The organism is Erwinia sp. AnSW2-5, from assembly GCF_045107195.1.
Classification (GTDB): Bacteria; Pseudomonadota; Gammaproteobacteria; order Enterobacterales; family Enterobacteriaceae; genus Erwinia.
On record NZ_JBJGXA010000004.1, the window covers coordinates 25578 to 42211 of the forward strand.

Below are 16634 nucleotides of genomic sequence, written 5' to 3' on the forward strand. Positions count from 1 at the left end.
GGCGGGCTGCAACAGCAGTTCGCTCCATTAAGACAGGTATAAAAAAACGGGCCATCAGGCCCGTTTCTTATTTATTGCACAAGTTACTTCACAACGCGCAGCGCCGGACGACCACCGCGCGGAGGCGGCTCATCGTCAGGACCCTCATCGTCGTCAGAAACGCTGTCATCGGGACGATCGCCATCGATCACCGACATCATGGTCTCCGGGGCAATATCCTGCCCGCCAGATGCATCGAATTCACCCGCTCCATCGTACGCAGGTTCAGGTTCGAACATGGTGCCTGCACCGTTTTCACGGGCGTAAACCGCCAGAACCGCCGCTAATGGCACGGAAACCTGACGAGGAACACCACCAAAACGGGCGCTGAAGCGAACTTCATCATTGCCCAACTCAAGATTGCCCACGGCACGCGGCGCAATATTCAGAACGATCTGACCATCACGAGCATATTCCAGGGGCACCATCACGCCGGGCAAATTAATGTCGACGACCAGATGCGGCGTGAGATTGTTGTCGAGCAACCACTCATAGAAAGCGCGCAGCAGATAAGGACGACGTGCGGTAAGTTGGGACATTTCCATCGTAATCAGCCCCGCGTATGCAGGCGCATTTCACGTTCTGCTTCAGTCAGGGAAGCCAGGAAGGAATCACGCTCGAAGACACGCGTCATATAGCCTTTCAGATCTTTAGAACCCGCGCCAATCAGCTCAATACCCATCTGCGGTAAACGCCACAGCAGTGGAGCCAGATAGCAGTCAACCAGGCTGAACTCTTCGCTCATAAAGAACGGCGTACGGGCGAACAGCGGAGCGATAGCCAGCAGCTCTTCACGCAGTTGCTTACGTGCCGCTTCAGCTTCCTGCGCGGTACCGTTTTCAACTTTACGCATCAGGCTGTACCAGTCCTGCTCGACGCGGTGCATCATCAGGCGGCTTTCACCACGTGCTACCGGGTAAACCGGCATCAATGGTGGATGCGGAAAACGCTCGTCCAGATATTCCATGATGATGCGTGATTCATACAGCGTCAGCTCGCGATCAACGAGGGTGGGTACGGTACGGTACGGGTTGAGGTCGATCAGATCCTGCGGCAGGTTATCCGTTTCAACCTGCTCGATCTCGACACTAACACCCTTCTCAGCCAGGACAATGCGTACCTGGTGGCTGAAAATGTCAGTCGGACCAGAAAACAGCGTCATTACCGAACGTTTGTTGGCAGCGACAGCCATGTAAACCTCCAAGTTTATCGAGAAAATTACTGCGAATAGCCATCCACGTGGCGACTCATCATTGCCACCAGCCCGAAGATTGACCGATTCCTGCTACACAGGATACACCCGTCATTGCCCGGCCAATGGGCACAAAGTGACACATAGTCTACCAGATTTTAGCCAGCTTGTGGGGGGTCGCACACGGAATTGCAGGGGAAAAGAGTAAAGCGGTGTGTGTTTCGCGCTTTTTGCACTAGAAGAAAATAAAAAACCCGGCGCCAAGCACCGGGTTTTCCGATAATCGATTCTGCCTGAGCAGAAAAAATTAACGTTTGGAGAACTGAGGACGACGACGTGCTTTACGCAGACCGACTTTCTTACGTTCAACCTTACGAGCATCGCGAGTAACGAAGCCTGCTTTACGCAGTTCGCCACGCAGTGACTCGTCGTACTCCATCAGAGCGCGTGTGATACCATGACGGATCGCACCAGCCTGACCAGAGATACCACCACCTTTAACAGTGATGTACAGATCAAATTTACCAACCATGTCCAGAAGTTCCAGCGGCTGACGAACTACCATGCGGGCAGTTTCGCGACCGAAGTACTGTTCTAAAGAACGCTGGTTGATAACGATGTTACCGCTACCCGGCTTGATGAAGACGCGTGCGGAAGAGCTTTTGCGGCGACCAGTGCCGTAGTTTTGATTCTCAGCCATTGCCTGTAATCCCGATTAAATGTCAAGAACTTGCGGTTGCTGTGCCGCATGGTTGTGCTCGTTGCCCGCGTAAACTTTCAGTTTACGGTACATAGCACGGCCCAGCGGACCCTTTGGCAGCATGCCTTTAACCGCGATTTCAATCACGCGTTCAGGACGGCGAGCAATCATTTCTTCGAAGGTCGCTTGCTTGATACCACCGACGAAACCGGTGTGATGGTAATACACTTTATCGGTACGCTTGTTACCGGTTACGGCAACTTTTTCTGCGTTCAGAACGATAATGTAATCACCAGTATCAACGTGCGGAGTATATTCCGCTTTGTGCTTACCGCGCAGGCGACGAGCCAATTCAGTCGCTAAACGACCTAAGGTTTTGCCTGTTGCGTCAACAACATACCAGTCACGTTGGACCGATTCTGGCTTAGCTGTAAAAGTTTTCATCTAAAAGCTTACCCAAATTAAGTTACACGTTGGTGAAATCCCAAACGCTTGAATAAACGGTTGGAGCTCACACGACCATCTTGACCAGCAAGCCCACCCCTTCGGATAGAGTTACTGGAACACAAAGAGTTTTGGGAAAAAAACCTTTGCTGTAACGTGGGGTCGCAAGATTATAGAGAACTCGCCCGCAAAGAGCGAACGTTTTCTACGATAAAATTACCATCACGTCACTGTAATGAGAGACTCAGGGTAAATGCGGCAGCCGCAGGTACTCTTCGCTCTGCATCTCCTGTAAGCGGGAGACGCAGCGCTGGTACTCAAACTTCAGCCTCGTACCCTGGTAAATCTCATAAAGTGATGTTTCTGCCGAGACCACCAGCTTCACATGACGCTCGTAGAATTCATCTACCAACGCCAGGAAACGTCGAGCCTGGTCTTCAGTCTTGTAAATCATCACCGGCACATCATACAGCAATACGCTGTGGAAACGGCGCGACAGTTCAATATAGTCATGCTGGCTCCGCCCTTCCCCGCACAGGGCAAGGAAACTCATCGCCAGAACACCTTCTGCAACGCCCAGCGTCTGCAACTGACGATGGTTAATCTCCAGTGGTTCATGATGTTCACGCGGCTTACCCGCCAGCGCGACAAACATACGCTCCATCTCTTTCGACGTCGCTTCACTGAGCGGCGTCATCCACAGGTGTGCAGACGTCAGCGTGCGCAGGCGATAATCGATGCCCGCATCCACGTTCATGATCTCACAATGCTGTTTAATCATCTCAATCGCGGGTATAAAGCGCGCCCGTTGCAAACCGTTACGGTAGAGATCGTCCGGCGGAATGTTTGACGTGGCAACCAGCGTAATTCCCCGACTGAACAGCGCTTCCATCAGAGTGCCAAGCAGCATTGCGTCGGTGATATCTGAGACAAAAAACTCATCAAAACACAGCAGGTCCGTTTCGGCTTTAAAGCGGTCGGCAACGATTTGTAACGGATCGCTTTGGCCCTGCAACTCGGTCAACTCCTGGTGTACCCGCAGCATAAATCGATGGAAGTGCAGTCGCTGCTTGCGCTCACCAGGAATAGCCCGAAAAAACATATCCATCAGCCAGGTCTTGCCACGCCCAACGCCCCCCCACATATACAGACCACGCGCAGGGGCCTGAACATCATTTCTACTTTTTCCCAGCAGCTTATTCAGCTTACCGAATAACCCACCGCTGGCAGCGGGCGCTGGCGGGCTGATACGGGTTAATGCCTGATGGATACCGTCTAAGCGGGTCATCGCGGCACGTTGTACGTCATCGGCCTGATACTCGCCGTTTTCCAGCGCCTGCTGATACAGCGCCAGAGGAGACATCGTTTGCATAATGTGGTCACATTCCCTGAAAAATGGTCTTGCCGGGTGATTGATTGTCGAAAAAAAAGTCGTTCTACACTAAGCGAAGCTGCCGCAGGATTCCACTTCCGTGAGATTAGCGGTTATAGTGGCGGGTATGAGTTGGAAAGGCCCTACGGAACAACGAAGACAATATGGGAGTTATTATGACCTGGGAATATGCGCTTATTGGGTTAGTGGTTGGGATTATTATTGGCGCGGTCGCCATGCGTTTCGGCAATAAGAAACTGCGTGAGCAACGCAGCCTGCAGTATGAACTGGAAAAGAGTAAAGCCGAGCTGGCTGACTATCGTGAAGAACTGACGAATCATTTTGCCCACAGCGCCGAGCTGCTGGACAACATGGCGCGCGACTATCGCCAGCTGTATCAGCATATGGCGAAGGGTTCGAACGACCTGCTGCCAAACCTGCCGGGTGAGAAAAACCCGTTTGCCTATCAGCTGACCGAATCCGAAGCGGATAACGATCAGGTGCCAGTGCAAATGCCGCGTGATTATCCGGACAGCGCTTCTGGCCTGCTGCGTGGCGATCGCGCTGCCAAATGATTTTTTTATGGGGTGCCTGGCACCCCTTCGTTTCTGAACGGTCATACCTGTATCACTCAACAAATAGCCTGCAATTCCGGGTACACCTTTATTTATTCCCCTGGTAGCGAGAGCTGAGTCCCGATGAAGAAGAAATCATTTCTGTTAAGCGCACTGGCATTAAGTATTGGCGTTAATCTGGCCGTGATCCCGGCAACTCAGGCATCGTTGCCCTCCCAGATTCAGGGACAACCGCTGCCGAGCCTGGCACCGATGCTGGAAAAGGTTCTGCCTGCCGTGGTCAGCGTTCACGTTGAGGGAACCGAGAGCGACAGCAAACAGCAGCCGATCCCCGAGCAGTTAAAACGCTTCTTCGATCAGAACGGCCAGAACGGCACGCAGGGTGATGATAAATCACCAGAGTTTGAAGGACTGGCGTCAGGTGTGATCATTGATGCAGCAAAAGGCTATGTGCTGACCAATAACCATGTGGTTAACGGCGCGGACAAAATCAGTGTGCAGTTGAGCGATGGCCGCGAGTTCGATGCCAGGCTGGTGGGTCATGACGAGCAGACCGACATTGCACTGATCCAGCTCAACGGTGCCACGAAGCTAACGCAAGTCAAAATTGCCGACTCTGACCAGCTTAAAGTCGGCGATTTCGCCGTTGCGATCGGCAATCCGTTTGGACTGGGTCAAACCGCGACTTCAGGGATTGTTTCTGCCCTGGGCCGCAGTGGCCTGAATCTGGAAGGGCTGGAGAACTTTATTCAGACCGATGCGGCCATCAACCGGGGTAACTCCGGCGGGGCGCTGGTAAACCTCAATGGTGAGCTGATCGGCCTGAACACGGCCATTCTGGCCTCCAGCGGCGGCAATATTGGGATTGGTTTTGCTATCCCCAGTAATATGGCGATGGGCCTTGCACAGCAGTTGATCCAGTTTGGCGAAGTTAAACGTGGTCAGTTGGGCATCAAAGGCACCGAAATGACCGCTGAGATGGCGAAAGCCTTCAATGTCGATGTTCAGCGTGGTGCCTTCGTCAACGAAGTATTACCCCAGTCCGCCGCAGCCAAAGCAGGCATCAAAGCCGGTGATATCATTACCAGCGTCGACGGTAAAGCAATTGCCAATTTTGCGGAACTGCGGGTGAAAATCGGCACCACTCCGCCGGGTCAGGATGTGAAGATCGGCCTGTTGCGTGATGCTAAGCCACTCACCGTAACGGTGAAACTGGATAACAGCACGCAGAATAGTGCCGGCGCAGAGCTGACGACGCCAGCATTACAGGGCGCGACGCTCAGTGATGGCGCGACCAAAGAGGGCACGAAAGGGGTGAAAGTCGATGAGGTAGAAAAATCGACTCCCGCTGCCCAGTTTGGCCTGCAGAAAGACGATGTCATTGTTGGCGTCAATCGTACGCCGGTACAGAACCTGGCCGAACTGCGCAAACTGCTGGAAGCAAAACCACCGCTGCTGGCACTGAGCGTGATGCGCGGTGAAGAGAATATCTACCTGCTCCTGCCTTAACGCCATACGCAGACACAGGCTACTGTGTCTGCGTAACTCATGCTATCCTGCCAGTTGTTCTTTCATTCACCGCTTAAGACCATGTTTCTTAAAATTTTGCGTTCAGTGATCTTTGGCCTGATTGTGGCCGGTATTCTTCTGGTAGCCGTACCGAGCCTCAGGCTTGGGGGCGACCTGCTGTCGCGATCCAGCGTCAGCACCACCAGTGAAGAACCCGTCAGTTACAATGCCGGGGTTCGCCGCGCGGCACCTGCCGTGGTCTATGTCTATAACCACAGCGCCAGCGGCTCAACGGATGTCCTGGGCTCCGGCGTGATTATGGACCCTCGTGGCTATATCCTGACCAATAAACATGTGATTAATGATGCCAGCCAGATTATCGTCAATCTGCAGGATGGCCGCTCCTTTGAAGCGATGCTGGTCGGTTCAGACACCCTGACCGACCTGGCCGTGCTGAAAATCAATGCATCCACATTGCCGGTGATCCCCATCAACCCACAGCGAGTCGCACACGTCGGCGACCTGGTGATGGCGATTGGTAACCCCTATAACATCGGACAGACTGTTACCCAGGGCATTATCGGTGCCACCGGGCGCGTTGGCCTCAGCCCTTCCCGTCATCAGGACTTCCTGCAAACAGATGCCTCGATTAACCGTGGCAACTCTGGCGGCGCGCTGATTAATTCGCTGGGTGAACTGATGGGGATTAATACGCTGTCGTTTGATAAAAGCAGCAATGGTGAAACACCGGAAGGGCTGGGCTTTGCTATCCCCACCAAGCTGGCAACTAAAGTGATGGAAAAGCTGATCCGCGATGGCCGGGTGATCCGTGGTTATATCGGCATTACAGGCCAGGAATTCCGACGCTCCAGTGGGCTGGATACCGGCATTGAGCACCCTCAGCTTCAGGGTATCGTGGTAACGGTTGTTAAAGCAGGTGGGCCAGCCGATATTGCTGGTCTTCAGGTCAATGACACGATTACCCGGGTCAACAACGTTCAGGCTGCTTCACCGCTGGAAACCATGGATCAGGTGGCGGAAATACGCCCGGGAACGGTGATTAATGTAGAAATCAGCCGTGATGGTAAAAAGATGACGTTGCCGGTAACGGTTCAGGAATACCCGGAAGAAAATCAGACGCCGTAGCGTACCAGACGTTCACCCCGGCAGGGCCGGGGTGAACAGCACCGTTACGGTGCCAGGCATAAAGGGGTTATTACTTGACGAACTCTTCGCCGAGAACAATATCCTTCTTCAGCGTATCCAGCATGCCATCCAGCGACTGCTGTTCAAACGCGCTCAGTGTCCCGATAGGACGACGCTCAACAATACCGTTTTTACCCAGCAGCAGCGGCTGTGAGAAGAAACGAGCATGTTCGCCATCCCCTTCAACAAAAGCACATTCAACAATGTTGCTTTCGCCTTTCAGGGCGCGCACCAGTGACAAACCAAAGACCGCAGCCGCCTGGCCCATCGACAAGGTTGCAGAACCGCCACCCGCCTTGGCCTCGACCACTTCAGTACCCGCGTTCTGGATACGTTTAGTCAGATCAGCCGCTTCCTGCTCGGTAAAGGTCACGCCAGGGATCTGTGACAACAATGGCAGGATCGTCACGCCAGAGTGTCCACCGACCACTGGCACGTTGAGTTCTTGAGGCTGCTTGCCTTTCAGCTCAGCAACAAACGTGTTCGCGCGAATGATATCGAGAGTTGTGATGCCAAAAAGTTTATTTTTGTCGTAAACGCCTGCTTTCTTCAGCACTTCAGCAGCAATCGCTACCGTGGTATTGACCGGGTTGGTAATGATACCAATCAGTGCTTTTGGGCTGGTCGAGGCGACCTGCTCAATCAGATTACGCACAATGCCGGCATTTACGTTGAAAAGATCTGAACGATCCATACCCGGTTTACGTGCAACACCAGCAGAAATTAGCACCACGTCTGCGCCCTTAAGCGCCGGGGTAGCATCTTCACCGCTGAAACCTTCAATTTTGACTGCTGTAGGGATGTGGCTTAAATCAACCGCTACACCGGGGGTAACCGGAGCGATATCATAGAGGGAGAGTTCTGAGCCTGCCGGAAGCTGAGTTTTAAGCAGGAGGGCCAAAGCCTGACCAATACCACCTGCTGCACCGAGGACTGCAACTTTCATCCTAAACTCCTTATTATTTTTTGAACATTACATGTGCCGGGAAATCAATAAACAGATACATCGTGATTGGGCGTTACATTACACCTTTAGCGCGCTGTGGAACAACCTCAACATTATAACAAAGTGTTCACAAAGTGCGCATTTCAGCACCGCGTCAGCACGCTTTTTTTGCTGATAAAATTTGGTAAACTGCCGCACCCACGCTCTTAAAATGTCCTTTTCCTCACTTCTCATTTGCATAAACATTCATTTTATTGCATATTAATGTAATATCCTGCTGAGGGTATCCCTTAATAACTCCCTTTTATCGGTAACCTATGCGTAACCCATCAAAGCAAGAAGACCTGATCAAGGCATTTAAAGCCTTACTCAAGGAAGAAAAATTCAGCTCGCAGGGCGAGATTGTCAGCGCACTGCAGGAAGAAGGCTTCGAGAATATCAACCAGTCGAAAGTGTCCCGCATGCTGACGAAGTTCGGTGCAGTGCGCACGCGTAATGCGAAAATGGAGATGGTTTACTGCCTTCCAGCAGAACTGGGCGTGCCGACCACCACCAGCCCGCTGAAAAATCTGGTGCTGGATATCGACTTTAACGATGCGCTGGTTGTGATTCACACCAGCCCGGGTGCCGCACAGCTGATTGCACGCCTGCTAGACTCATTGGGAAAGGCGGAAGGCATTCTTGGAACTATCGCCGGGGATGACACCATCTTTATTACGCCTGCGCGCGCCTTTTCGGTGAAACAACTCTACGATGCAGTGCTGGTACTCTTCGAGCAAGAGTTATAAGGCACCACCGGCGTTAACCTGGCGGCAACACTCGCCAGTTATGCATTTTACTTAGGGCTGATGATCATCGGCCCTTTTTTATTTCCCTGATAAAACAATCAACAGCAGCATATCCCACTTCCTTTTCGTTCTGAACCTCACAGCTACAACTACCAAACATTATTTCAGCAATGTGATCGCCCCCTAATAAGCGCACAAATAGCTAATGTCACGCAGTGCGATGTTTTTACAAGCATTTAACAGGTGCAGGGTGAAATATAAGCGTTTTTTATAACGACTGGTTATTAAAAACACCCTAACACCAGAAGAATCCCAACAAAACATTATTAGCGTGCTATTAATTTTTTACGTTATTAGATCTATACTTGTTTTCGTGATGCAAATCACAGTACGTAAAAAGATAAAAACAGTTGACGAGGAAATTATCATGAACGTTAAAACTACTATTACTGCATTGAGCGTGTTATCTGCGCTGTCATTTGGTTCTTTTGCCGCTGAATCTGTTAACACCGATCAGGCTAAGAATCTGCAATCTATCGGCGTCGTTAGTGTCAGTGGTTTAGCCGGATCGCCGATGGATATCCGTCAGGCACTGAATAATAAAGCAACTGAGAAAGGCGCCAGCGCATACCGCGTTATCGAAGACTACGAGAACGGTAACTGGCACGCGACAGCCGAGCTGTACAAATAAGCCAGTATGTAACCTGGACGTCTATTTATTAGTTAATTAATTAATGAAATACGGTAACCCCAAGTATAAAAAACGCTTTTAAGCCCTTTCGGTTACCGCGCAACCCTAATTCTGGAGTCATCATCATGAAAACCACTTTTACCATCGCTGCATTGAGTCTTGCTTCTGTTCTGTCATTCGGCGCCAGCGCCGCGAATCTGGTCACTAATGAGCAGGTCGCCAGCCAAAACCTGCAATCTGTCGGCACCGTAAGCGTCAGCGGCATTGATGGCACGCCAATGGATATCCGTCATGCGCTGTCAGAGAAAGCCGACCAGCAGGGCGCAACCTCTTACCGCGTTATCGAAGCACGTAACGACGGTAACTATCACGCCACCGCTGAACTGTACAAATAACATCGTATCGGGTGCTGCTGCACCCGCCCGTGACATGACTGCGGTCATGATGTTGAATCCGCAGGTTGTTGGTCACAATGAGGAGATTAATCATGAAAATTAAAACAACCATCGCTGCATTGGGTCTGTTCTCTGTCGTCAGCTTTGGCGCATCTGCTGCACAGCTGGTCAACAGCCAACAGGCTGAAAATCTGCAATCTGCGGGGACAATTACGTTGAGTGGCGTGGCGGGTACACCGTCGGATATTCGTCAGCAGCTGTCACAGAAAGCTGACCGTGAAGGTGCCAGTGCTTATCGCATTATTGAAGCACGTAATCAGGACAGCTGGCACGCAACCGCCGAGCTCTATAAGTAATTCCTCGTCAATGCACTGCCCATGATGGGCAGGCCAGACGACCTTTTTGGCCCCGTTCGCCGGGGCCTTTTTTTTGCCCGTCTACCTGACGTTAAAGCGGAGCTGGCCCTCCAGCTCCTCTTCCGCTTCATCAAATAGCAAAATCAGTGCGCCATATCGTCGTTTCTGACCACTTCCCAGATGAATAAACTCAATCTCCAGCGGTAGCGGCACCTGCGGCTGAATGATGGCATCCCACAAGCTATCCAAATCGCTTATCACACTCGCCGTTAATGCAAACCGCTCACTGAACTGGCGATAGAAATGCGCCTGGTCGACAATCACATTAAAATCGAAACTCTCTTTTCTCATGCTGGCAGCTCCGCAGGACACACAACGCCAATAAGTATAGATGGCAAATGGCGGTCGTTTTATGACGGAGTGGCATCAGAGGAAGGGATCCGGCAGGGTAAGGCGCTGACAGCAGATGCTGCCAGCGAGGTGATCAGATCTCGATCAGGGTATTCTGGTATTTTTTCAGCATCGCAGCCAGTCGGGCAACCGGCTCAGTCACACCGATCGGTGCGTCATACTGTTCCAGTTTTTGCTGATAGATCTCAAACTCAGCCAGCAGGCGTTCAAAGTAATGGCGTTTTTTGATTTCACTGCTGGAGGAGATCACCCGGTCTGCGGTATGGCGCATCTGCTTGTGGAACGCAGAGAGATCGGCATTCACGGGCACATCAGCATCACGCATACGTTGGTGACCAATGATCAGCGTCAGCGCCAGCCGGTACTTGTCGATGTCACCGGGGAAGATATTCAGCAGCATAAAGAGTTGCTGATACAGCGCAGGCAAGTGATTCTCTTTGCGCCGCGCCGGGTTCGTCGTCAGCGCCGAAACAGCGGCATACATCAGGCGGTTAAGCAGAGTCCGTCCGACGCGTGCTTTCGATGTATCGCGTATCAGCAGGATCACCAGCAAAGCAACAAAGCAGCCGATGGCCTGACCAAGGGCGCTATCGATAAACAGGCTGACTTCAAACTTCATCGGGTTATCCAGCGTCAGGATATTGATTGTCCCCACCAACGCCCCCAGCGTACCAATCTGACGCCGCTGGATCAGAATGCCGCAGATAAAAGCGATCAGCCCTAACGCGATACACAGCAACAGCATACTTTGCTGGGTATTCGGCATCACCACCATGTAATACAGCGCCCCCAATGGGATCGCCACGATCATGCCGTAGAGGAAGTCTTTCGCCACCATCAGCGGATTCGGCATACGCATCGCCAGTGAGGTAATCACCGCCAGCATCACCATCGCACCACTGCCGGAGGTCCAACCGGTCCACAGCCAGAACAGCGCCCCCACAGCAATGGCGACAAAAGTACGTAATCCGTTGACCATAGCATGGCGGCTCTCAGCCGAACGCATTTTAACGATGGGTTCCGCATTCAGGATCTCTTCTTCGATCCGGCTGATGCTGCTATTGGTGTGAACCCCTTTCAGCAGCAGCAGATAGCGACTGGCCGCCCCCACCCAGCTACGGATGGTCGTGGGCGTATTTTTACTGCCGCTGACGGCAATCACCCGGCGCATCACTTTCATCCGCTTGTGGATATCCGCAATATTATTGACCGGCTTTTCGAAGAACAGATGGAACTGCGAAGGGACATACTCCTGACGAGTGTTTTGGATCAGGAAGGTTTCACAGGCCTGGGTAATCAACGTCAGTGACAGCGTATTCAACACCCGCAGACGACGCTCCACTTTCTGCCAGCGGCCCGACTCCATCATCAGATGGGTGCGCATACCGTTCAGCGCGGTGGTGCGGCGTACCAGTCCCGCCCAGCATTTATCCACTTCATCTTTGTCTGCATGCGACACGCAGAGCTGCATCAGCCGGTACTGCTCCACCAGCAGGGCATCAATTTCCCGGTCAATATCCTGCTTGATGGATCGCGGTGAAAACAGCATATCCGCCAGAATGGCACAGACAATACCGATGATGATTTCACTGCAACGTTCAACGGCAAATTGCGGAGCCAGCAGCAGTGAACCGTTAGCATCGACGGTGACGACGATGATCAGAGCGGTGTAACCAGCCAGGCCGAGTGCATAGGAGTTCTCCACTTTAATCAGTGAGGAGATCCACACGCAAACACCCGCCCAGATGCAGCACAGCAGCAGCATCACCACCGGCGCACGAATGGTGGCCACCATGATCACCACGGCGGCAATACAACCAATAAAGGTGCCGATGATACGCAACATGCCGCGATGGCGCAGCGCGCCGGAGAAAGGGTCGCCCCCGGCAGCAAACGCAGTGCCCCCGGCAACAATAGCCGCCGTCATTACCGCCCAGCGCGGGGTTTCCAGATTAAATTCAAACCCAACAAACAGCGCCAGTAAGATGGCAAATGTCAGTTTGATGGGAAAACGCAGACGATACCACTGCATCATTCGCCCCGCCTCAGCCAAACTCGCGCAGGCGATGCATCAGCTTCATCAGCGGCGACATATCTTTATCCTGACGATCTTGTGCCCCCGTCACTACCACGGTCGCGGTAGTGCCCGACGGATAGAGGTTACCCGGCTGCTGGTCGAGGTGAATCCGCACCGGCACACGCTGTGCCAGACGCACCCACTCAAGGTTGGAGTCAATCGTTGCCATACCTTTACCATCAACCGTGCTGCTGCTGTTGGTCACACCAGCGGCCACACTGTCAACCGAGCCGTGCAGCACATGGTTGCTGCCAAGTGGCGTGATCTCGACGCGGTAACCAGGACGGATGCCGTCCAGCTTGGTCTCTTCCAGGTAGGCCAGCACATAGAAGGAGTTCTGCTTCACCAGCGCCACCGACGTCGATCCGCGGGTAATAAATTCACCCGTATAGACATTCAGGTTGGTAACCCAGCCTGCGGCGGGTGCTTTTACTGTAGTGCGCTCCAGGTCCAGCTTCGACAGGTCGCGAGAAGCGACGGCTTTCGCCAGCTGGTGTTCAGTGGTTTGGTAATCACTGTTGGCCTGGTCAATCGCTTCACGCGACATGGCCGAGATGCCCAGCTGATTGCGGCGCGCAGCTTCACGGCGCTTCTCACTCAACACCGCCTGGTAGTAGGCCACATCCGCCTCCGCCTCTTCCAGTGCTTTCTGGTAACGTGGCTGGTCGATGGTGAACAACACCTGGTCTTTCTGCACCAGTTGGTTATCACGGACGCGAACGTCGGTGATCAGACCGCTGACATCAGGCGCAATCGCCACAACATCAGCGGTGAATTTAGCGTCACGCGTCCACGGGGATTCGGTATAAAACACCCAGACGCGGAAAATCAGGACAATCGCGATGATCACCAGCAGCAGGGTAATGGCGAAACGGGCAATTTTTCTTGTTAGAGCTTTCACTATGACCTCAGACGAACAATCGGGATACCAAATAGAACAGGCAGCAGTACAATGCCGTATTAAACAGCGCCGGATGCCAGACCAGATCATAGATCCCGGTTGGCGTGATCAGACGGCGGACCAGCCAGAACACGATCAGCGACACAATTATTTCAAAAAAAATGGGTGGGAATGACATCCCGAACACCACGACAACCGGAAGTACACTCATCTTTTATCCTTGTTGATACCGTACCAGGTCACTCGCTGCCACAACCCGCTCTCCTCCCGGTTACTGGGGGATTATGTATGCAAAAGATGATCAGGTGACATGGAGACAGTCAGACGCTAATCAGCACCAAAGCCAATTGAATAATAGTCTATTCAGGGGCAGCATTGTCATACGCGGGGCGACAGGTCGATAACCTGACATGACTATAGTAACGCGCCTGACTATAAGTTATCTACCAAATGCGATCTAAATCACTTTTAAGCCAGGATTAATAATGGAAAGACTGAAGGGCATGACCGTTTTCGCAAAAGTCGTTGAACTGGGTTCATTTACCGCAGCAGCACAACAGATGCAGTTAAGCGTGTCGGCCGTCAGCCAGATTGTCGCCAGGCTGGAAAATGAACTTCAGGTGAAGCTGCTCAACCGCAGTACGCGCAGCCTGGGGCTGACCGAGGCCGGAAAGATCTACTTTCAAGGCTGCCGCCGCATGATGTCCGAGGCGCAACAGGTGCATGAACAACTGTGGGCATTTAATAATACGCCGGTTGGCACGCTGCGCATCGGCAGCTCTTCAACCATGTCGCAAAATTTGCTGGCGCCCATGACGGAAGAGATGCTGAAGGAGTATCCGGGACTCACGGTTAACCTGGTCACGGGGATCCCGGCACCGGATCTTATTGCGGACGGGCTGGATCTGGTGATCCGGGTCGGTGCATTGCAAGACTCAAGCCTGTTTTCAACACGGCTGGGCTCCATGCCGATGGTGGTCTGTGCTGCTAAAAGTTATCTTGCGCAAAATGGCACGCCGGAGAAACCTTCCGATATCAGTAACTATTCGTGGCTGGAGTACAGCGTACGCATGGACAACGATTTTGAGCTGACCTCACCGGAAGGCACGTCGATTCGTCTCTCACCTCAGGGCCGATTTGCCACCAATGACTCACAGACACTGATCCGCTGGCTGAAATCGGGAACCGGTATCGCCTATGTACCGCTGATGTGGATTATTGATGAGATTAATGCCGGGAAGGTGGAGATCCTCTTCGGGCATTATCAGTCGGTGCCGCGTCCGGTCTATGCGCTCTACACCCAGAAAGACAAATTGCCGCTAAAGGTGCAGGTGTGCATTAACTATCTGATCGCGTATTTCGATAAGGTGGCGGAGATTTACCAGGAGTTTCGTACATAACGCAGAAATATCGTAGGGGCGAGGCATGCCTCGCCCAGGGTCAGACCTGTCTGCCCACTACGCCTGTCAGGCTGTGCCGCCGACGGTCAGTTTGTCCAGCTTCAACGTAGGCTGGCCCACGCCAACAGGCAGGCTCTGGCCCTCTTTACCACAGACCCCGACGCCTTTATCCAGTGCCAGGTCATTACCCACCATTGAAATCTGTTGCATCGCTTCAATACCGGAACCGATCAGCGTTGCGCCTTTCACCGGCTTCGTCACCTTACCGTTTTCAATCAGGTAAGCTTCCGAGGTGGAGAACACAAATTTACCCGAGGTGATATCCACCTGGCCGCCGCCGAAGTTTGGCGCATACAGACCGTACTCCACGCTTTCGATAATATCCTGCGGCGTCGACTTGCCTGCCAGCATGTAGGTGTTAGTCATACGCGGCATCGGCAGATGTGCATAGGATTCACGACGACCGTTCCCGGTAGGCGCCACGCCCATCAGGCGCGCATTGAGCTTATCCTGCATATAGCCTTTCAAAATACCGTTTTCAATCAATACATTGTACTGACCCGGCACGCCTTCGTCATCGACTGCCAGCGAGCCGCGCAACCCTTCGATGGTGCCATCATCCACCACCGTACAGAGTTCAGAGGCCACCAGCTGCCCCATCTGGCCGCTGAACACGGACGTTCCACGACGGTTGAAATCGCCTTCCAGACCGTGACCCACCGCCTCGTGCAGCAGCACACCCGGCCAGCCTGCGCCCAGTACTACTGGAATGGTGCCTGCCGGTGCCGCGACCGCATTCAGATTTACCAGTGCCATACGCACGGCTTCACGCGCCCAGGCTTCGGCGCGCACTTCACCGTCTTCATTCGCCAGGAAGAACTCATAGCCAAAGCGTCCACCGCCACCGCTGGCACCGCGCTCACGCTTGCCGTTATCTTCCACCTGAACACTCACCGAGAGACGCACCAGAGGACGCACATCGGCGGCCAGCGTGCCATCGGTTGCCGCAACCAGCACCAGTTCATAAACACCTGTCAGGCTGGCAGACACTTCCTGTACGCGTTTGTCGGCGGCGCGTGCGGCGCTGTCAACGCGATGCAGCAGGGCGATTTTCTCTTCGCGGGTCAGGCTTTGCAGTGGATCCAGTGCCGGGTATAGCGCACGGTTCATCACCGCGCCCAGCGTGCGTGACTGGCCGTTACCCTGTTCGCGCACGATGCTGCGTGCCGCTGTGGCACTTTGATGCAGCGCATTTAACGTAATCTGGTCGGCATACGCAAAGCCGGTTTTCTCTCCGCTGACCGCGCGCACACCGACGCCCTGATCGATATTGTAGGAACCGTCTTTAATGATGCGGTCTTCCAACACCCAGGACTCATGGTAGCTGGACTGAAAATAGAGGTCCGCATAATCCAGCTTACGTTCTGACAGCTGGCTGAGAATAGAAAAAAGGTCGCTTTGACGAATGTTGTTAGCAGTTAGTAACTGCTCACTTACCAGATTCAGACTCATGAATTCTCGCTCTGTGTGGATGAGCCAGTGGCTGCTGGCTTTCAAATGTCAGTGATGACGAGTTACGGTGGTGATATCCCACATGATATATGAAGGGTGAGGCAATATGAGAGCCACGTC

The 16634-nt window shown here is 53.0% G+C and carries 19 protein-coding genes; 8 read left to right on the plus strand and 11 right to left on the minus strand.

The window, feature by feature from the left end; all coding sequences use genetic code 11:
• Positions 1-83: 83 nt before the first annotated feature.
• The 5 genes from sspB to zapE form a co-directional block, all read right to left on the minus strand.
• On the minus strand, positions 84-584 hold the full coding sequence (gene sspB / locus ACFL9S_RS04290; protein ID WP_405260444.1) for a ClpXP protease specificity-enhancing factor: 501 nt from the start codon (positions 582-584) through the stop codon (positions 84-86).
• Between the two features lie 5 nt (positions 585-589).
• Positions 590-1231, minus strand: a complete 642-nt coding sequence (gene sspA / locus ACFL9S_RS04295) for a stringent starvation protein SspA (RefSeq protein WP_405260445.1) — start codon at positions 1229-1231, stop codon at positions 590-592.
• Between the two features lie 307 nt (positions 1232-1538).
• The gene (rpsI, locus tag ACFL9S_RS04300) at positions 1539-1931 is read right to left on the minus strand and encodes a 30S ribosomal protein S9 (protein ID WP_034890399.1); all 393 of its coding nucleotides are present in this window, start codon (positions 1929-1931) and stop codon (positions 1539-1541) included.
• A gap of 15 nt (positions 1932-1946) precedes the next feature.
• Positions 1947-2375, minus strand: coding sequence for a 50S ribosomal protein L13 (rplM, locus tag ACFL9S_RS04305; protein ID WP_048914439.1), 429 nt, complete (start codon positions 2373-2375; stop codon positions 1947-1949).
• Positions 2376-2619: 244 nt separating this feature from the next.
• Positions 2620-3747, minus strand: coding sequence for a cell division protein ZapE (gene zapE, locus ACFL9S_RS04310; RefSeq protein ID WP_405260446.1), 1128 nt, complete (start codon positions 3745-3747; stop codon positions 2620-2622).
• Positions 3748-3923: 176 nt separating this feature from the next.
• On the opposite strand from zapE, the gene zapG reads away from it, so the two are divergent.
• The 3 genes from zapG to degS all read left to right on the plus strand — a co-directional run bounded on the left by zapG (position 3924) and on the right by degS (position 6977).
• Positions 3924-4322 (plus strand): Z-ring associated protein ZapG, encoded by a 399-nt coding sequence (gene zapG / locus ACFL9S_RS04315; protein WP_133844129.1) that lies wholly within the window; start codon positions 3924-3926, stop codon positions 4320-4322.
• A gap of 123 nt (positions 4323-4445) precedes the next feature.
• Positions 4446-5831, plus strand: a complete 1386-nt coding sequence (gene degQ, locus ACFL9S_RS04320) for a serine endoprotease DegQ (RefSeq protein WP_405260447.1) — start codon at positions 4446-4448, stop codon at positions 5829-5831.
• Between the two features lie 81 nt (positions 5832-5912).
• Complete coding sequence (gene degS / locus ACFL9S_RS04325; protein ID WP_405260448.1) at positions 5913-6977, plus strand: outer membrane-stress sensor serine endopeptidase DegS; 1065 nt, start codon at positions 5913-5915, stop codon at positions 6975-6977.
• A gap of 70 nt (positions 6978-7047) precedes the next feature.
• Here the strand turns inward: degS and mdh are convergent, their stop codons facing one another.
• The gene (mdh, locus tag ACFL9S_RS04330) at positions 7048-7983 is read right to left on the minus strand and encodes a malate dehydrogenase (RefSeq protein WP_405260449.1); all 936 of its coding nucleotides are present in this window, start codon (positions 7981-7983) and stop codon (positions 7048-7050) included.
• A gap of 317 nt (positions 7984-8300) precedes the next feature.
• Here mdh and argR point away from each other — a divergent pair, with 317 nt between their 5' ends.
• From argR to yhcN (ACFL9S_RS04350), 4 genes are all read left to right on the plus strand, one after another.
• Positions 8301-8771, plus strand: coding sequence for a transcriptional regulator ArgR (gene argR, locus ACFL9S_RS04335; RefSeq protein WP_133844137.1), 471 nt, complete (start codon positions 8301-8303; stop codon positions 8769-8771).
• A gap of 427 nt (positions 8772-9198) precedes the next feature.
• Entirely contained in the window at positions 9199-9462 is a 264-nt protein-coding gene (gene yhcN, locus ACFL9S_RS04340) for a peroxide/acid stress response protein YhcN (protein WP_405260450.1), read from the plus strand.
• A 125-nt stretch (positions 9463-9587) separates the two neighbouring features.
• The gene (gene yhcN / locus ACFL9S_RS04345) at positions 9588-9857 is read left to right on the plus strand and encodes a peroxide/acid stress response protein YhcN (protein ID WP_133844141.1); all 270 of its coding nucleotides are present in this window, start codon (positions 9588-9590) and stop codon (positions 9855-9857) included.
• Positions 9858-9949: 92 nt separating this feature from the next.
• Positions 9950-10213, plus strand: a complete 264-nt coding sequence (gene yhcN, locus ACFL9S_RS04350) for a peroxide/acid stress response protein YhcN (protein WP_133844143.1) — start codon at positions 9950-9952, stop codon at positions 10211-10213.
• An 81-nt stretch (positions 10214-10294) separates the two neighbouring features.
• Here the strand turns inward: yhcN (ACFL9S_RS04350) and ACFL9S_RS04355 are convergent, their stop codons facing one another.
• From ACFL9S_RS04355 to aaeX, 4 genes are all read right to left on the minus strand, one after another.
• Complete coding sequence (locus tag ACFL9S_RS04355; protein ID WP_133844145.1) at positions 10295-10564, minus strand: hypothetical protein; 270 nt, start codon at positions 10562-10564, stop codon at positions 10295-10297.
• Between the two features lie 133 nt (positions 10565-10697).
• Positions 10698-12656 carry a p-hydroxybenzoic acid efflux pump subunit AaeB gene (aaeB, locus tag ACFL9S_RS04360; RefSeq protein ID WP_405260474.1) on the minus strand — a complete coding sequence of 653 codons (1959 nt, stop codon included), beginning with the start codon at positions 12654-12656 and terminating at the stop codon, positions 10698-10700.
• A gap of 13 nt (positions 12657-12669) precedes the next feature.
• Entirely contained in the window at positions 12670-13602 is a 933-nt protein-coding gene (aaeA, locus tag ACFL9S_RS04365; RefSeq protein ID WP_405260451.1) for a p-hydroxybenzoic acid efflux pump subunit AaeA, read from the minus strand.
• A gap of 7 nt (positions 13603-13609) precedes the next feature.
• Complete coding sequence (gene aaeX / locus ACFL9S_RS04370; RefSeq protein ID WP_133844248.1) at positions 13610-13813, minus strand: p-hydroxybenzoic acid efflux pump operon protein AaeX; 204 nt, start codon at positions 13811-13813, stop codon at positions 13610-13612.
• A 274-nt stretch (positions 13814-14087) separates the two neighbouring features.
• On the opposite strand from aaeX, the gene aaeR reads away from it, so the two are divergent.
• The gene (aaeR, locus tag ACFL9S_RS04375) at positions 14088-15002 is read left to right on the plus strand and encodes an HTH-type transcriptional activator AaeR (protein ID WP_405260452.1); all 915 of its coding nucleotides are present in this window, start codon (positions 14088-14090) and stop codon (positions 15000-15002) included.
• Positions 15003-15068: 66 nt separating this feature from the next.
• Here the strand turns inward: aaeR and tldD are convergent, their stop codons facing one another.
• Entirely contained in the window at positions 15069-16514 is a 1446-nt protein-coding gene (gene tldD / locus ACFL9S_RS04380; RefSeq protein WP_405260453.1) for a metalloprotease TldD, read from the minus strand.
• Positions 16515-16634 lie beyond the last annotated feature (120 nt).